Origin of the sequence: Guptibacillus hwajinpoensis (genome assembly GCF_005144865.1) — a bacterium.
Lineage (GTDB): Bacteria > Bacillota > Bacilli > Bacillales > Guptibacillaceae > Guptibacillus > Guptibacillus hwajinpoensis_A.
On record NZ_SWFM01000002.1, the window covers coordinates 715,349 to 732,550 of the forward strand.

General features: G+C 41.0%; 15 protein-coding genes and 1 other RNA gene. 14 read left to right on the plus strand and 2 right to left on the minus strand.

Translation table 11 applies throughout. From position 1 onward, the window contains the following. The first annotated feature begins 32 nt into the window (after positions 1–32). From FBF83_RS10585 to FBF83_RS10635, 10 genes are all read left to right on the plus strand, one after another. Positions 33–1,217, plus strand: a complete 1,185-nt coding sequence (locus FBF83_RS10585; RefSeq protein ID WP_136947108.1) for a phosphoglycerate kinase — start codon at positions 33–35, stop codon at positions 1,215–1,217. Between the two features lie 39 nt (positions 1,218–1,256). Then, entirely contained in the window at positions 1,257–2,018 is a 762-nt protein-coding gene (tpiA, locus tag FBF83_RS10590) for a triose-phosphate isomerase (protein WP_136947109.1), read from the plus strand. Continuing rightward, positions 2,011–3,543: a 2,3-bisphosphoglycerate-independent phosphoglycerate mutase gene (gene gpmI / locus FBF83_RS10595; RefSeq protein ID WP_136947110.1), complete on the plus strand. Its 1,533-nt coding sequence runs from the start codon at positions 2,011–2,013 to the stop codon at positions 3,541–3,543. The genes tpiA and gpmI overlap by 8 nt, the downstream gene beginning before the upstream one ends. Before the next feature lie 24 nt (positions 3,544–3,567). Next, positions 3,568–4,857: a phosphopyruvate hydratase gene (gene eno, locus FBF83_RS10600; RefSeq protein ID WP_136947111.1), complete on the plus strand. Its 1,290-nt coding sequence runs from the start codon at positions 3,568–3,570 to the stop codon at positions 4,855–4,857. 433 nt (positions 4,858–5,290) lie between these two features. Next, complete coding sequence (gene secG, locus FBF83_RS10610; RefSeq protein WP_048311759.1) at positions 5,291–5,521, plus strand: preprotein translocase subunit SecG; 231 nt, start codon at positions 5,291–5,293, stop codon at positions 5,519–5,521. 480 nt (positions 5,522–6,001) lie between these two features. Further along, complete coding sequence (locus FBF83_RS10615; protein ID WP_136947113.1) at positions 6,002–6,748, plus strand: alpha/beta hydrolase; 747 nt, start codon at positions 6,002–6,004, stop codon at positions 6,746–6,748. 39 nt (positions 6,749–6,787) lie between these two features. Then, a complete protein-coding gene (gene rnr / locus FBF83_RS10620; RefSeq protein WP_136947114.1) occupies positions 6,788–9,115 on the plus strand; it encodes a ribonuclease R in 2,328 nt (775 codons plus the stop codon). Positions 9,116–9,202: 87 nt separating this feature from the next. Then, a complete protein-coding gene (smpB, locus tag FBF83_RS10625; RefSeq protein ID WP_048311765.1) occupies positions 9,203–9,670 on the plus strand; it encodes an SsrA-binding protein SmpB in 468 nt (155 codons plus the stop codon). A 100-nt stretch (positions 9,671–9,770) separates the two neighbouring features. Beyond that, positions 9,771–10,129, plus strand: a transfer-messenger RNA (tmRNA) gene (gene ssrA, locus FBF83_RS10630). 321 nt (positions 10,130–10,450) lie between these two features. Continuing rightward, the gene (locus FBF83_RS10635) at positions 10,451–10,843 is read left to right on the plus strand and encodes a DUF1761 domain-containing protein (RefSeq protein WP_136947115.1); all 393 of its coding nucleotides are present in this window, start codon (positions 10,451–10,453) and stop codon (positions 10,841–10,843) included. Positions 10,844–10,913: 70 nt separating this feature from the next. On the opposite strand, the gene FBF83_RS10640 is transcribed toward FBF83_RS10635, so the two are convergent. Beyond that, positions 10,914–11,375 (minus strand): hypothetical protein, encoded by a 462-nt coding sequence (locus FBF83_RS10640; protein ID WP_136947116.1) that lies wholly within the window; start codon positions 11,373–11,375, stop codon positions 10,914–10,916. Between the two features lie 15 nt (positions 11,376–11,390). After that, positions 11,391–11,828, minus strand: a complete 438-nt coding sequence (locus FBF83_RS10645) for a hypothetical protein (RefSeq protein ID WP_240688057.1) — start codon at positions 11,826–11,828, stop codon at positions 11,391–11,393. Between the two features lie 214 nt (positions 11,829–12,042). Here FBF83_RS10645 and FBF83_RS10650 point away from each other — a divergent pair, with 214 nt between their 5' ends. The 4 genes from FBF83_RS10650 (at position 12,043) to FBF83_RS10665 (ending at position 17,194) form a co-directional block, all read left to right on the plus strand. Then, complete coding sequence (locus FBF83_RS10650; protein WP_136947117.1) at positions 12,043–12,825, plus strand: hypothetical protein; 783 nt, start codon at positions 12,043–12,045, stop codon at positions 12,823–12,825. 63 nt (positions 12,826–12,888) lie between these two features. Beyond that, the gene (locus FBF83_RS10655) at positions 12,889–13,194 is read left to right on the plus strand and encodes a hypothetical protein (RefSeq protein WP_240688058.1); all 306 of its coding nucleotides are present in this window, start codon (positions 12,889–12,891) and stop codon (positions 13,192–13,194) included. 24 nt (positions 13,195–13,218) lie between these two features. After that, the gene (locus FBF83_RS10660) at positions 13,219–13,524 is read left to right on the plus strand and encodes a hypothetical protein (RefSeq protein WP_136947118.1); all 306 of its coding nucleotides are present in this window, start codon (positions 13,219–13,221) and stop codon (positions 13,522–13,524) included. Positions 13,525–13,543: 19 nt separating this feature from the next. Then, positions 13,544–17,194 (plus strand): multicopper oxidase domain-containing protein, encoded by a 3,651-nt coding sequence (locus FBF83_RS10665; protein ID WP_136947119.1) that lies wholly within the window; start codon positions 13,544–13,546, stop codon positions 17,192–17,194. Positions 17,195–17,202: the final 8 nt, after the last annotated feature.

Consider the following 17,202-nt stretch of genomic DNA (forward strand, 5'->3'; position numbering starts at 1 on the left):
TTTATTATTTTTTGCAGAGGAGGACACGCGTGATGAACAAAAAATCAATTCGCGACGTCGAGTTAAAAGGCAAAAAGGTATTTTGCCGCGTTGATTTTAATGTACCTATGGAAGATGGCAAGGTAACAGATGAAACGCGCATTAAAGCTGCACTTCCTACGATTAAGCATTTGTCTGATCAAGGAGCAAAAGTAATCCTTGCAAGTCATTTGGGTCGTCCAAAAGGTGAGGCTGTTGATGAGTTACGTCTTGATCCGGTTGCAGACCGTTTGAGTGATCTCATTGGCAAAACCGTTACAAAAACAGACGCTGTCTATGGTGAAGAAGTAGACCGTGCTATTGAAGACCTTCAAGAAGGTGATCTTCTTCTTATTGAGAATGTTCGTTTTGAAGCTGGAGAAGAGAAGAATGATGAAGAACTTGCGAAGAAATTTGCTGCAATGGCAGATCTCTATGTAAACGATGCTTTTGGAGCTGCACACCGTGCGCATGCTTCAACAGAAGGTATTGCTCATCATATTCCTGCTGTAGCTGGTTTCTTGATGGAAAAAGAGCTTGAAGTTCTTGGAAGTGCTCTAACAGAGCCATCTCGTCCTTTCACAGCTATCGTTGGTGGAGCAAAAGTAAAAGACAAAATCGGTGTAATTGATCACCTACTTGATAAAGTAGATAACTTGATCATTGGCGGCGGTCTTGCTTATACATTTGTGAAAGCTCTTGGACATGAAGTTGGTTTATCTCTTCTTGAAGAAGATAAAATTGATCTAGCTAAATCGTTCATGGATAAGGCGAAAGAAAAAGGCGTTAATTTCTATATGCCTCAAGATGTAATCATTGGTGATGATTTCTCAAACGATGCTAACACGAAAGTCGTAAGCATTGAAGAAATTCCATCCGATTGGGAAGCACTAGATATCGGACCGAAAACGAGAGAAACGTACAGCAAGGTGATCGCTGATTCTAAACTCGTTATCTGGAACGGTCCTATGGGTGTATTTGAACTAGAGGTTTACGCTAACGGTACAAAAGCTGTAGCTGAAGCACTAGCAAATGCAAATGACACGTATTCTGTTATCGGCGGCGGAGATTCCGCAGCAGCTGTAGAGAAATTCGGTTATGCTGATCAAATGAGCCATATTTCTACTGGTGGCGGTGCATCTCTTGAGTTCATGGAAGGTAAAGAACTTCCTGGCGTCGTAGCACTTAACGACAAATAAAATACTTATGTTTAATTCTAAAAAGGATGGTGAGTGAACATGCGCAAACCAATCATCGCAGGTAACTGGAAGATGAACAAAACACTTACGGAAACAAAAAGCTTTGTTGACGAAGTGAAAGGACTTATTCCTGATGGCAGTCGCGTAGATTCCGTTGTCTGTGCTCCTGCTCTTTTCCTTGATTATTTAACGGATGAGCTAGAAGGAACAGCACTTCAAGTAGGTGCTCAAAACATGCACTTTGAAGAAAACGGCGCGTTTACAGGTGAAATTAGCCCTGTAGCACTTAACGATCTTGGAGTAGGCTACGTTATTCTTGGTCACTCTGAACGTCGTGAACTATTTGGTGAAACGGACGAAGTTGTTAACCAGAAGACTCATGCTGCGTTCAAACATAATTTAACACCAATCATCTGTGTTGGCGAAACGCTTGAACAGCGTGAAAGCGACGTAACAGAAGATATCGTAAAAGCACAAGTTCAAAAAGCAATCGCTGGTCTAACAAATGAACAGGTAGCTCAATCTGTTATCGCATATGAGCCAATCTGGGCAATCGGTACTGGTAAAACAGCTACTAGCGATCAAGCGAATGAAGTATGCTCGTTTATCCGTGGCGTACTTAAAGACGAAACGTCTGACGAAACAGCTAATGCGGTTCGTATCCAATATGGCGGCAGTGTTAAACCTGGTAACATTGAAGAGCTTATGGGTAAATCCGACATTGATGGAGCTTTAGTCGGCGGCGCGAGCCTTGATGCGAAATCTTTCCTTCAGCTTTTGGAGGCTGGTCAGAATGCCTAAAAAGCCAGAAGCTTTAATCATCCTTGATGGTTTTGGCCTAAGGGATGAGGAAAAAGGAAATGCTGTAGCACATGCTAACAAACCCAACTTTGATCGTTACTGGAACCAATACCCACACGCTACCCTACAGGCGAGTGGTAAAGCTGTTGGACTTCCAGAAGGACAAATGGGTAACTCTGAAGTTGGCCACTTGAATATTGGCGCTGGTCGTATTGTGTACCAGAGCTTAACAAGAGTGAATCTTGCGATTGAAGAAGGCGACTTCTTTGAGAATGAAACGTTTCTAGAGGCTATTGAACATGCGAAGAAAAAGGGGACAAGCCTACACTTGTTCGGACTTCTTTCTGATGGCGGTATTCATAGTCACATCAAACATCTTTTTGCTCTTCTTGAACTTGCTGCAAAGCATGACCTAGAAGATGTGTATGTTCACGGATTCCTTGATGGTCGTGATGTTGGCCAACAATCTGCTAAAACCTACATTAAGCAGTTAGAGGATAAAATGGAAGAAGTCGGAGTTGGTCGTCTTGCGACTCTCTCAGGACGCTATTACTCCATGGATCGTGATAAGCGTTGGGATCGTGTTGAGAAGTCTTACCGTGCCCTGGCATACGGTGAAGGCCCATCTTACAAGGATCCATATGAATTGATTGATGATAATTACAAGAATGAAATCTATGATGAATTCGTGCTTCCTTCTGTTATGACAGAAGAAGACGGTTCACCGATTGCGACGGTAGATGATGAAGATGCAGTAATCTTCTTCAACTTCCGTCCTGACCGAGCAATCCAGATTTCACAAGTCTTTACAAATGAAGATTTCCGAGGATTTGACCGCGGAGAAGAACGTCCGAAGAATCTCCACTTTGTATCACTAACTCGTTTTAGTGAAACAGTTGGAGGGGATGTGGCTTTCAAACCGGCCAACCTTGATAACACGCTAGGTGAAGTTCTAGCTCAACAAGATTACACTCAGCTGCGAATTGCTGAAACAGAGAAATACCCACACGTTACTTTCTTCTTTAGCGGTGGACGCGAAGAAGAGTTTCCTGGGGAAGAACGTATTCTTATCGACTCTCCGAAGGTTGCAACTTATGACTTGAAGCCGGAGATGAGTGCTTACGAAGTGACGGACGCGTTACTGAAAGAACTCGATGCCGATAAGCACGATGCGATTATCCTAAACTTTGCGAACCCTGACATGGTAGGGCATTCCGGAATGCTTGAACCAACAGTCAAAGCGATTGAAGCTGTTGACGAATGTCTTGGTAAGATCGTTGATAAAATTACTGAAAAAGGCGGACATGCCATTATTACCGCTGACCACGGGAACTCAGATGAAGTCACAACGCTTGATGGCGATGCGATGACTGCTCATACAACGAGTCCTGTACCTGTTATTGTTACAAAAGACGGTGCTGAGCTTCGTACAGATGGTATTCTTGCGGACCTTTCACCAACGCTTCTCGATTTGCTTGGCGGCAAGCAACCGAAAGAAATGACAGGAAAATCATTAATTAAATAACTCACTTTTAAAGGAGATGACATTATGCCAATTATTACTGACGTATATGCACGCGAAGTCCTTGACTCCCGCGGCAATCCAACAGTTGAAGTAGAAGTATTTACAGACGCAGGCGTAAAAGCACGCGCAATGGTACCATCTGGTGCATCCACTGGAGAATACGAAGCAGTTGAGCTTCGTGACGGTGACAAAGATCGTTACCTTGGTAAAGGTGTTGAAAAAGCAGTATCTAACATTAACGAAACAATCGCTCCTGAGCTAGTAGGTATGAGCGTTTATGACCAGCTAGGAGTCGACCATATGATGATCGACCTTGATGGTACTGACAACAAAGGTAACCTTGGGGCTAACGCTATTCTTGGTGTTTCAATGGCTGTAGCTCGTGCTGCTGCTGAAGAGCTTGAACTACCACTTTACGTTTACCTTGGTGGATTCAACGCAAAAACTCTTCCAACACCAATGATGAACATCCTTAATGGTGGAGAGCACGCTGATAACAACGTAGACATTCAAGAATTTATGGTTATGCCTGTTGGCGCACCTTCTTTCAAAGAAGCTCTACGTACAGGTGCAGAAATTTTCCACAGCTTGAAAGGTGTTCTTAAAGCAAAAGGTCTTAACACTTCTGTTGGTGACGAAGGTGGATTCGCTCCTAACCTTGGGTCAAACGAAGAAGCAATCCAAACAATCATTGAAGCAATCGAAAAAGCTGGCTACAAGCCTGGTGAAGAAGTTATGATTGCTCTTGACGTAGCATCTTCTGAAATCTACAGCGACGGTAAATATAACCTTGCTGGAGAAGGCGTAGTGAAAACGTCTGAAGAAATGATCGAATTCTACAGCCAGCTTTGTGAGAAGTACCCGATCATCTCGATCGAAGACGGCCTTGACGAAAACGACTGGGAAGGTTGGGAGAAACTTACTCAAGCTCTTGGTGAGAAAGTTCAGCTTGTTGGTGACGATCTATTCGTTACAAACACAAACAAACTTTCTGAAGGAATCGAGCGTAGCGTAGGTAACTCTATCCTTATCAAAGTGAACCAAATTGGTACACTTACTGAAACATTTGATGCAATCGAAATGGCGAAGCGCGCTGGTTACACAGCTGTTATCTCTCACCGTTCTGGTGAAACTGAAGATACAACAATCGCTGACATCGCTGTTGCAACAAATGCAGGACAAATCAAAACAGGCGCACCGTCTCGTACGGACCGCGTAGCTAAATACAACCAGCTTCTTCGTATCGAAGACGAGCTTGAGCACCTTGCAATCTACGGTGGTCGTACTAGCTTCTACAACCTAGATAAGAAGTAAGTTGAACAACCCCCGCGTGAAAACGCGGGGGTTTTTTGATTTGGATTTTTATTCTTACTTAAAATTTCTTTTTTCTAAAGGATGGTTGTTTTGAAAGTGGGTTTGTATGAAGAACCACACTTCATAGCTGATTGGAGCAGAAGGTGCTCGACTCCTGCGGGATTAGCGGGACAGGTGAGACCCCACAGGCGCGCCCCAAGCGCGCCGAGGAGGCTCACCGCCCGCCCCGCGGAAAGCGAGCACCTGGAGCGCAAATCAGCCACCACTCTTATCGGAACAACGTCTACAAAAACAGTCGGTACCACTCAAGAAGTGTTAACACAATCTTAAGAAGGTATGAGAATGTCCTCTATTCCCGAAATAGATTGCTTTTACTGAAAATTTTATGGTAAATTTATAGTATTGGAAAGGCTATAGTCCGGGAGGTGGAATCATGCATCTTGCAGCAACAATTGCGTTAGTTATCGTATCAGTCTTATTAATCACTGTTGTCTTGCTTCAATCTGGTAAAAGCGCTGGATTATCAGGAGCGATTACAGGTGGAGCGGAGCAACTTTTCGGAAAACAGAAAGCCCGCGGTTTTGAAGCGGTTTTAAATAAAGTGACGGTCGTACTCGCCGTTTTGTTCTTTGTTCTTTCAATTCTCGTTGCGTATCTTGTGTAACGTATTAAAGAAAGCAGCAGGTGTGATCCACTTGCTGCTTTTTTCATTTATAAAGAATGATCTTTTTTAATTTGTTGTTTTGGAAGAGAGTTTGGATCAACCTTCACACTTAGCTAATTGTAGCGGAAGGTGCTCGACTCCTGCGGGACTAGCGGGACAGGTTAGACCCCACAGGAGCGTTAGCGACGAGGAGGCTCACCGCCCGCCCCGCGGAAAGCGAGCACCTGGAGTGGAAATTAACATCTCTCCATGGAAACAATGTCTATAACCGCAATGATTAAGCGAAATTCAAAATAGCTGGTTTTTTGTCGAATAGAAGAGGGAAAGAAAGTAGAAGACGAATTTCTTTTGCCTTCCGTTCGAAACAGGTAAAATGTAGAAAGACCAAGAGGTTCATTCCAACTTATAAGGACAGGATAAACCACATTTTTGAAGGTAAAACTAATGATAGGATCGGAACATTTGGAGGAGGATTACAGCATGAAAGTAGTTGCACCAAAGCCATTTACCTTTGAAGGAGGCAACAGGGCGGTATTAATGTTGCATGGCTTTACTGGGAATTCAGCTGATGTAAGAATGATGGGAAGATATTTGCAGGAACAGGGATATACATGTCATGCACCCCAATATGAAGGCCATGGTGTTCCTCCAGAGGAGTTAGTACATACAGGTCCAACAGACTGGTGGAAAAACGTGATGGATGGCTACGAAAAGCTTAAAAGTATGGGCCATGATGAGATTGCAGTCGTTGGGTTGTCTCTTGGAGGCGTATTTTCCTTAAAGCTAGGCTATACTGTTCCTGTAAAGGGCATCGTACCCATGTGCGCTCCAATGGATATGAAGGATGAAGAAACCATGTATAAAGGTGTTCTCTCTTATGCGAGAGAATATAAGAAATTCGAACGTAAAAGTCCTGAACAAATTGAAGAAGAAATGGAAGCATTTAAAGAAACGCCTATGAACACGCTCGGTGAATTACGAGATCTGATCTATGATGTTCGTGAAAACATCGATATGATCTATGCGCCTACATTTGTCGCACAGGCCCGCCATGATGAAATGATAAATACGGAAAGTGCAAATATCATCCATGATAGTATTGAAGCCGATGAGAAAAGTCTCAAATGGTATGAGAACTCAACACATGCCATAACGCTTGGTAAGGAGAAAGAACAGCTTCATAAAGATGTACATGCCTTTTTGGATGGGCTAGATTGGTCAGAGTAAAAGTATTACTTTATTTATATTGAAAGAAGGTGGAAGACAATGGAAGAAGAACATTACCAGAAGATATTGAGCTTCATGAAGGACGAAGCATATAAGCCTCTTACCGTCCAGGAGCTTGAAGAAGTATTTGGTCTAAAGGACTCCAGCGAATTTAAGGAATTTGTTAAAACACTTAATGGGATGGAAGAAGAGGGCTTAATCGTTAGAACGAGAAGTAATCGCTATGGAATTCCTGAAAAGATGAATCTTGTACGAGGTAAGCTTCAAGTTCATGCGAAAGGATTTGCATTTCTTATCTCAGATAGTGATACAGGTGAGAAAGATGTATACATTAATCAAGGTGATCTAGAAGGAGCAATGAATGGCGACCGCGTCATCGTTCGTCTTCATCAAAAGTCATCAGGAACTCGTCCGGAAGGTACAGTCATCCGGATTATTGAGCGTGGTGTAAAACGCACAGTCGGTACGTATTCTGACAGCAAGCACTTTGGCTTTGTAATTGCAGATGATAAACGGATTCCACACGACATCTTTATTCCAAAAGGTTCAACCGGTGGTGCTGTCGATGGCCACAAGGTAGTCGTGGAAATCACGAAGTATCCTGAAGGTCGCATGAGTGCTGAAGGAAGAATTACCGAAATACTTGGACACAAGAACGATCCGGGCGTTGATATTCTTTCTATCATTTATAAGCATGAGCTACCAGGAGAATTCCCTGAAGCTGCGATGGAACAAGCTCATAAAACTCCAGATCAAATTGATGAGAAAGAAATTGAAGGAAGACGAGATCTTCGTGAAGAGACCATTGTTACAATTGATGGTGCAGATGCGAAAGACCTTGATGATGCCGTTAACGTTGTTAAGCTTCCAAACGGTAATTACAAGCTTGGCGTTCACATTGCAGACGTAACGTATTATGTAACAGAGAACTCTCCAATTGATCAAGAAGCGTTAGATCGTGGAACGAGCGTCTATCTTGTAGACCGCGTTATTCCAATGATTCCGCATCGACTTTCAAATGGTATTTGTAGTTTAAATCCACAAGTGGATCGTTTAACGATTTCTTGTGAAATGGAAATCTCACCTCAAGGGGAAGTCGTCAATCATGAAATCTTCCCAAGTGTGATTCGTACGAATGAACGAATGACTTATACAGATGTACGCAAAATCCTTCTACGTGAAGATGATGAAGTGCTTGAGCGCTACAAATCTCTAGTACCATTTTTCGATGGCATGGGTGAGCTTGCAGAGATTCTAAGAAAAGGTCGTTTCGAACGTGGTGCAATTGATTTTGACTTCGCTGAAGCCAAGGTACTTGTAGACGAAGAAGGAACGCCACAGGAAATTGTTCAGAGAGAACGTTCAGTAGCAGAACGCTTGATTGAAGAATTTATGCTTGTAGCAAACGAAACCGTTGCCCAGCATTTTCACTTTATGGAAGTGCCGTTCATGTATCGTATACACGAAGATCCAGATGCAGATAAGCTTAATACGTTCTTCGAGTTCATTACGAACTTCGGTTATGTTGTGAGAGGTAATGCAAATACGGTTCATCCTCGCGCGTTACAGAAGCTTTTGGAAGAAGTGAAAGGTGAGCCTGAAGAAGCTGTTATTAGTAAAGTGATGCTTCGCTCTATGCAACAGGCAAAGTATTTCCCTGAGAGTCTAGGCCATTTCGGACTATCTACGGATTTCTATACGCATTTCACATCACCAATTCGTCGTTATCCTGACTTGATTGTGCATCGTCTAATTCGCACGTATCTTTTTGAGAAAAAAGTCGATAATCAGACGATTTCCAAATGGAGTGAATCGCTTGGTGAAATAGCTCAGCATGCTTCTGCGATGGAAAGACGGGCAGTTGATGCAGAGCGTGAAACGGATGATTTGAAGAAAGCTCAGTTTATGTTAGATAAAATTGGGGAAGAGTTCGAAGGTGTAATCAGCGGCGTAACGAACTTTGGTTTGTTTATTGAATTGCCAAATACGATTGAAGGCCTTGTACACGTTAGTTATTTAACAGATGACTATTACCATTACGACGAAGGTGCTTATGCAATGATTGGGGAACGCACAGGTAATGTGTATCGCATCGGTGATGAGATATCAATTCGCGTATTGAATGTTAACATTGATGATCGCGCAATTGATTTCGAGATCGTTGGTATGAAGCCACCAAAAGAACGTCGTAGAAGAGAGAGCCCGAAAGTAATTGAAGGCGGTAAGCGTAAAAAACGTGGTAAGTCTTCCAACAAAACAACTGATGCAGGTTCCAAAAAGCGTAAGTTCACTCCACCAAAAGACGGTCAGGGAACGAAAAAGAAGAATAAAAACAAAAAGAAAAAGCGTCGAAATAATAATGCTTAACTAGTCATGTCGGTCAGAGTAAGTCATCTTGACTTATTCTGACCAAATTGATATACTGGAGTTCGACGTTTGAGAGGGGGGACGGTCATGCCAAAAGGTGATGGTGGACTCATTGCACAAAATAAAAAAGCTAGACATGATTACTCAGTTATCGAAACATACGAAGCAGGATTGGTTCTACAGGGTACTGAAATCAAATCCATCAGGGCAAGACGCGTAAACCTGAAAGACTCTCATGCGATCATTCGTAAAGGTGAAATTTTTCTCTTGAATATGCACATCAATGAGTATGAGCAAGGCAATCGTTTTAATCACGATCCAACTCGTACACGTAAGCTGTTGATGAAACGTAAAGAGATTGATAAGCTTATTGGCCTTACGAAAGAACAGGGCTACACGGTCATTCCGCTTAAAGTCTACATCAAGAATGGTTACGCTAAAGTACTACTTGGTCTTGCCAAAGGTAAGAAAAAGTACGATAAGCGCCAGGATTTGAAAGACAAGACGATGAAGCGTGAAGTGGATAAAGCACTGAAAGAGCGTCAACGGATATAGTTTCCATTTGATTGGAAGTTCATTTATGTTATAATTAAAATTACCGAAACACATTACTAAGCTTAACAGCTTACCCGTTTTCGGTTCTCATTTCTTATATGGGGACGTTACGGATTCGACAGGGGTAGGTCGAGCTTAAGTCGCGAGTCGAGTTGGCGAGCTACGTTAAAAACGCCATGCCTATAACTGGCAAAGAAAACAACAACTTCGCACTAGCAGCGTAAGCTGTTTTGCGGTTCCTCCCTCCATCGCCCATGTGGTAGGGTAAGGGACTCAACTTAAGTGGGATACGCCAACAATCCACCGTCTGAGGAAAGTTGGAAGAGATTAACCAGACTAGCTGCAAAGACGCCTGTCGGTAGGCAGAATTGCAGTGAAACAATAATATATCGACTACACTCGTAGAAGCTTAAGTGCCGATACTTCTGGACGTGGGTTCGACTCCCACCGTCTCCACCAAATACATATTTGGTGGTTTTTTTATGTCTAAAATACTAAGGATTTGCCACTAGAGGTAAATCCTTTTTTGTATTGATTAGCATTGATTTGTTCATAATGGAATAAGACTTCTCCTAAAGGAATTCTTAAAGGTTTTAATCTTAACTTCTCATCATTAGAATCGGATACAACTAAAGTCAAACAAAATGCGAAGCGCAGATGCAATTCAAAAAGGAGTTATCCAGTGACATGCAGAAAGGAACAAAGACAGATCTATCACGTACTAGATTATATAGAAGAACGTTTAGGCATTGAGCCAGAATAATAAAGGGGGAGAATTGTATGTTAGAAATGAACTACTTAGCAGTCCTTATAGGGGCAGTCGTCTACATGATTTACGGAGGAATTTATTATTCCATTTTACTTTCTGATAAAAAGGGAACCCACAACGAGGAAATTGTGAAAAATCAAAGTGAAGGTTCAATCAAGTATCTTTTCGCTGTCATCATTGCATTTATCAGTTCATTTTTCGTAGCCATTCTTGTTCAAGCGTCTGGAGCGGAAAGTTTAGTTGATGGAGGAATAATCGGACTTATCATTGGTCTGCTTATTTCAATCGTTTATATGAAAAATCAATTGTTTGGACTGATGTCAACAAGAGCCTTTTTGATTGCGATAGGGGATCATCTTATTATTTTTACTTTGCTCGGTTTTCTTCATGGAAACATGTCATAAATTCCAATTTACTCAAACCATCAAATGCTTATTTGGTGGTTTTTAATTTGGAGTCACTTTTTACTTCTCTTTAAACTCTAAAGGAGTAATAAATTAATCCAAGCGTTGAAATTGTTAGTATCGTTATAAAGGAACACAGAACAACAATCGTCTGATTCAACATCGCTTCGTTAACCGCTGGCAAACGACAAAGAGAAGGGTTAATGATTATTACCCCTAACATCGTTCCCATGAGCGTGCCTACTGTTCCATGAAAGAAGCCGGCAAGGACAGAGTGAAACTTAACGATTGCCCCAATAATAACCCCTGATCCAATCCCAATAACGATGGCTAAACTAATAATTGCAAAATGATCGGGCATCACGAGATAAAGGTGCAGCCCAATCGAAAAGTTGAATACACCGCTGAAATTTGTAGTTACAATCATTCCGAACCGATCACTAAATAATTTACGAGATTGAAACATTCTTTTGAATACAAGAAGTCCTAATAATAAGTTAAGTAGTAATGATAGAAATACATATAGCTCCATTTGCATTACCTTCTTTTATGAGTTTCGTACTGCTAAAACCAATAAGATGAACGATATGCCAAATATTACTTCAATTAGTCCGATAAATAATAAACTATTGTTTGCAGATGCCCCAATCATAGGTGCCATTAACCCCATCATCATGCCATTCCCATAGCCAGTTAATAGAGTTTGGTAATCAAACATTCCTCCGAATACGGTTCCTAATATAATACCGATCAATGCGGAAATTATCGTAATCCAAATAAATTGAAATGGATATTGATAAATCAATAATATGCCACTTGTAATAGCTCCCATACCACCTACGATTGTTGAAATATTCATCCCTAATTGGAAACCAATAAGTTTACGATGCTTAAAAACATAATAATACCCCAAAATAGTCATTAAGAAATTACCGTATAGTATCCACCCGAGTGTGTTTATTAACATCTCCTCCTGTTTATTCATATAGCTAACGCTTCCTATATTTTTCGATGTGATTTTTACTGAACATAAAGTTAGTTTATTAAATGATTTCTCCGTAAATGACCGTGGATTCTTACTCCATTACTTCTGTATCGAACAATGCTCAGCGCAACACGTTAAAAAAGAATGTCATATAGGTAGAAAGTTTATATATAAATATAAGGCTAAGGCTAAGGTTAGAAAAGTGGAGGGCGATATGAAAAAGAAGACTATTCGATTGCCTGAATATACAAAGGAATTATTAGAAAAACGTAAACAAGAAGTGGTTAAGGATGACATTTTTAATCACGCTGGTGGAAGGAAAGATGAGCGGTTAACATCTCCAACGACCTCAACAACTACAGAAGAAACTCGGCTTTTTATGGAGTACATGTCTCTCACTAATCTACAAAACATAGCAAGAACAGACGAAGAAAAAGGAAAGTATTTGACTCTGAAGAAGTTTTTTAAGTCAAAGCGGAATCAACAGGTTGAAGTTTATTCGAAGTCTGGAGTGAAAGATAAAATATATACAGAAGGGAAGGTAAGTGCAATAGGGCGAGACTTTGTTATGTTGACGAATCTTAGAGAACGGATTTGGCTTCCTTATAACTATATAGAAGCAGCTAATATCCCTTTTGGTATTCCAAACTATTCTAATTCCCACCAGCATTATATTTATGACAATGATTTGAGGACGAAATTGTTAAGAAACTTTGGTGAAACGGTCTCAAAACGAGAAATTTTAAGGCAACAATTTTATGAAGAAACATTACAAACGAATCTTAATTCATGGAATGAAACCTGGGTTGATGTGTATCTGAGTGATGGTACGAGGAAAAAAGGGAGGATTACAAATTCAACAGAAGGAAAGTTATCGCTACATTTTTCGATGAAAGATGGAGTGGTCAAATTGCATGATATTCAATTAATTAAAACCCTTCGCTTTTTTCAAGTGACGGCTTTTTTATTTAAGAAAGTTCTAAAGGTTATTGAGTAATCAGTGTAGTTTTGATCTCCATAAATACACAAATGTCTTTTCTTGACTAAAGGGGGCCTGACTGTGGGAAGTAAGCGTAATAGATTACAAGAGGATCGGTTATTTAAAGAGTTAAAATCTCTTATGGGAAAGGACGTTTTGATCATAACTGAGTCAGATCAATTGAATTTGTTTGGGCAAACATTTCGTCCCATTTTTTGTGGGAGATTAGTAGAAGTCTATCATGGCCACATTCAATTATTTCCCGTCATTATTAAAATGGTAAACGCACCTTTTTTTGAATTCCCAACTCCACTATGTATCCCCATAGAAAAAATTGCTCAATTTACGATGGATTTTGACTGTGAGACACCGTTTCCTCTTACTTAAAATAGAAAGGTGGAATTTCACATAGTGCCGAACAATGACGGATATTATGTAAAGGCTCCAACCATCAATGATATTCATGATCAGACATTAATTAAGTACTTTGAAGATTGGGTAGGAAGAAAAGTTATTATTTTAGTATCTTCTTTTCCTTTTGTCTTTATTGGAGTAATTGCTGAAGTAATTGATGACTTTGTCGTTGTAGATGTTGAGACAACGAGTATTTCGCAATTAGAGGACAGAGAATGGTTTATCCATATTCATGACATAGAGGTTTTTTATATTGATGAAGGCGAAGGTCCACGAATTCCTGATTTAAAAGACGGAGATTAACAACTAGGAGTGGTGAGGAATGAAACGTTGTTATCATGTCGTTGCCATTCCCATTCGGATTGTACTTAATAATTTCGGAGACTACAATCCAAATGGCATGATGTATGTGCTAAAAGAAAATGAACATAAGGTTAGAGAGTTAGTAAAAAAGCATCCGTTTACTCCTGTAGACTTAGTTCAACCGTTAGTAATTCGTGCAAATGAAGGGGATGAAGTAGAAATTCTTTTTGAGAACCAACTTCCTTTCGCAACAGGAATGAATTTTCAAGAAGCAGATTATGATGTTCAAACATCCGATGGAGCAAATGTGGGGGTAAACGAGAATACACTAGTAGATTGTGGCGAACAAACACTATACCAGATTAACGCTTATCATCAAGGTGTCTATTTTTTCTCAGATTTAGGTAATCCTGCTAGTAGTGATCAGGGATCAAATATAAACGGATTATTTGGAGCGTTATTTGTTCAAGCAAGAGGATCTTCATGGACAGATCCGATAAAAGGGGGATGTATTGAAAGCGGTATGTACGCTGATATCCACCATCCTTTTCTACCTTCTTTTCGCGAATATGCATGGATTTTTCATGATGAAATGCCGACTGTAGATTTAACTGGTAATAAACCTCTTGATCCTGTTACGAATCAGGAAAGAGAGTCGACACACGCGATTAACTATCGATACGAACCACTTGAGAATCGAAAAAAACTGATTGACGAAGGGGTGGTTTGTCCAGATTGCGATGGAGAGGAAGTCCACCATGATTCATGGGTGTTTGGTGATCCCGCATCTCCGATATTGAGAGGATATGTTGGTGATCCAGCGACAATACGAATCGTACACGGAGGGGTTAAAGAAACCCACGCTTTCCACTATCATGTCCATCAATGGTTTGACGATCCTACAAACCAGGATTCAGAAATTTTTGATGCACAAGCAATTAGTCCTCAAACGTGGTACGATATTAAACCTTTTTATGGACTAGGAAGTCTACAAGGAGCAATAGGAGATGCGATTGTACACTGTCATCTCTATCCCCATTTTGCTGTTGGAATGTGGGGGATAAATCGAATATTTGATACTCTCCAGGATGGGAATCAATGCTATCCGAATGGTGTATCTATTGATGCGCTGCAACCACTACCAGACCGTCCTAGACCTCCATCTCCAACGAAAGAGAGACCAGGATTCCCTAATTTTATTCCAGGGAAAGTAGGATGTAAGGCGCCAAGACCACCACTCGGAATTGTTGGTGGGAGGGGCTTAACGGAATTAGAAAAGAATGCAGCGGTGAGAAATCCAAGACCAGGCGCCGTATTTGCTGACCCATGTGCCGTAGCGGATGCCCCAGTTGTGAAAGAGTTCAATATCTCAGTCATTCAATTGCCTCTTATTTACAACCGGCAGGGATGGAATGATCCAAAGGGTAGGATTTTTGTGAAAGATGAAGATATTGAGGATGTCTGTGCAGGAAGGAAAGAACCAGAACCGCTCATTATTCATATGACAGCTGGAACGTGTATTCGAATTAATTTTACGAATCGCCTTCCGCATGTAGCAGATGGGGATGTTTTTCAGCTAGTTACCCGCACATATGAGGTAGGTATGCACATCCACTTTGTGAAATTTGATGTATTAGTAAATGATGGTGCTAATGTGGGGTGGAATTATGACTCGAGTGTTTTACCAGGAGAAACGATACGATACGAATACTTTGCTGATGTTGAATTAAAAGCATGGTTTTTCCATGACCATTTGTTCGCTAATTATCATCAGCAACATGGGATGTTTGGATCAGGCGTTGTTCACCCACGATTTGCGAAACTTCTTGATTCTTGTTCAGGCGAAGAAGTTGATAGTGGAACACAAGTTACTGCGACGCAGCCTCTTATCCCTGATTATCGAGACCTTACCTTAATGGTACATGATTTTGCCTTTCTCTATGATAAAGATGGTTGTCCTCTTAATCCGCCAAAATTTCCTAGTTCGCCTGATGATCCAGGATTATTCGGTGTGAATTATAAATGTGAACCATTGCAATTTCGTTTAAATACCCCTGAATGTGACCCTGCTTATTCATTTAGTTCATTTGTTAATGGTGATCCAGTTACTCCTATCCTTCACTGCTATAAAGGTGATTCCTTGCGAATTCGACTGTTACAAGGAGCTCAAGAAGAGTCGCATAGCTTTAATATCCATGGACTAAGGTGGAAATCAGAACGCCCTGATGTGGAATCTCGGTTTGATTCGCAACAGCATATTGTCATTTCAGAATCGTATACATTCGAAACATATGCTAAAAACTCAGGTGATTATCTGTGGACATTTGAAACGGAGGAGGATTTATGGAATGGGTTATGGGGCTTAATTCGTGCGTATGACGAAGAAGTTAATTTCCTGATACCACTTCCAGATCAAGTGGCACCACCGAAGCGAACGCAGCCTCTACCTGAATGTACTGGGTCTCCTCCGGCTCCACCGAGTGTGATAGAAAGCGCTGCTCCACCTAATGCACCTTTAAAGCGCTTTGAAATTGTCGCATTTCAAATTCCTATTCTGTATAGCAATTTTGGTGAACGTGATCCATTTGGGATTGTATTTGCGTTAGAAGAAGACATGAATGATATTCTAAAGGGTCGTAAGGATCCAGAACCGCTTATTATAAGAGCAAATGTAGGAGACGAAGTTGAGGTTCACTTAACGAGTTTCTTGAATTTTAATCAATTTCCTTATCTCGATGGCATTTGGCCTTACCCTCCCGTTAAGGAACAGGCATTCTATCCGCCATCAGTTCGGATTTCACTTCATCCTCAGTTAATTGACTATGATGTTAAAACATCTTCGGGGGAAACAGTAGGCTTTAATCCAGACCAAACAGCAGGTCCGAATGAAACCGTTACGTATCGCTGGTATGTAGATACACCTGTTGGTACGTGTGGCATGTGGGATATGACTGACATTCGAAATCATCGATCTCTTGGAACATATGGAGCCTTCATTGCTGAGCCTAGGGGAACAGAGTATTATGACCCCTACACCCTTGAGCCCGTAAATAGTGGAGCTCAAGTGATATTAGTAAATCCATTACTTCCTGTTACAAGAGAATTCGTCCTCATTATGTATGACGGTGCAAGATTGGTGGATAAAGCAAAACAATTAATTGTAGATCCAGTTGATGGCATTCTTCTTCTCAATGAAATTGATCCAGATCTTGTTGATACGTACGATAATGGATCAAGAGGGTTTAATTATCGTACTGAGCGTTTGATTAATCGCTATACTAAACGGGCAGTATTAAAGGATTTGTTTAGTTCAAACGTACATGGAGACCCTTCCACTCCATTGCTTGAAGCCTACAAGGGAGATCCTATTACGATACGATTATTAAACCCTTCTGAGCGGAGACGTGCACATGGCTTCCATATTCATAGCCACTATTGGAATTCAGATGATACAGATTTAACTTCACAAGTAAGATCGTTTTCACCTGAAATCGTGACTGGTTTCACTGCCGACTTACGTATACATTATGGTGCGGGTAGTTTCTATAACCTATCCGGGGATTATATGTATCGCTCTGGGAATATTCGCTGGGATCTCGAACAGGGGATGTGGGGAATTATGCGAGTTTATGATGCGCTGCAGGCACATCTTCCCCCATTGGAAAAATAAATCAAACG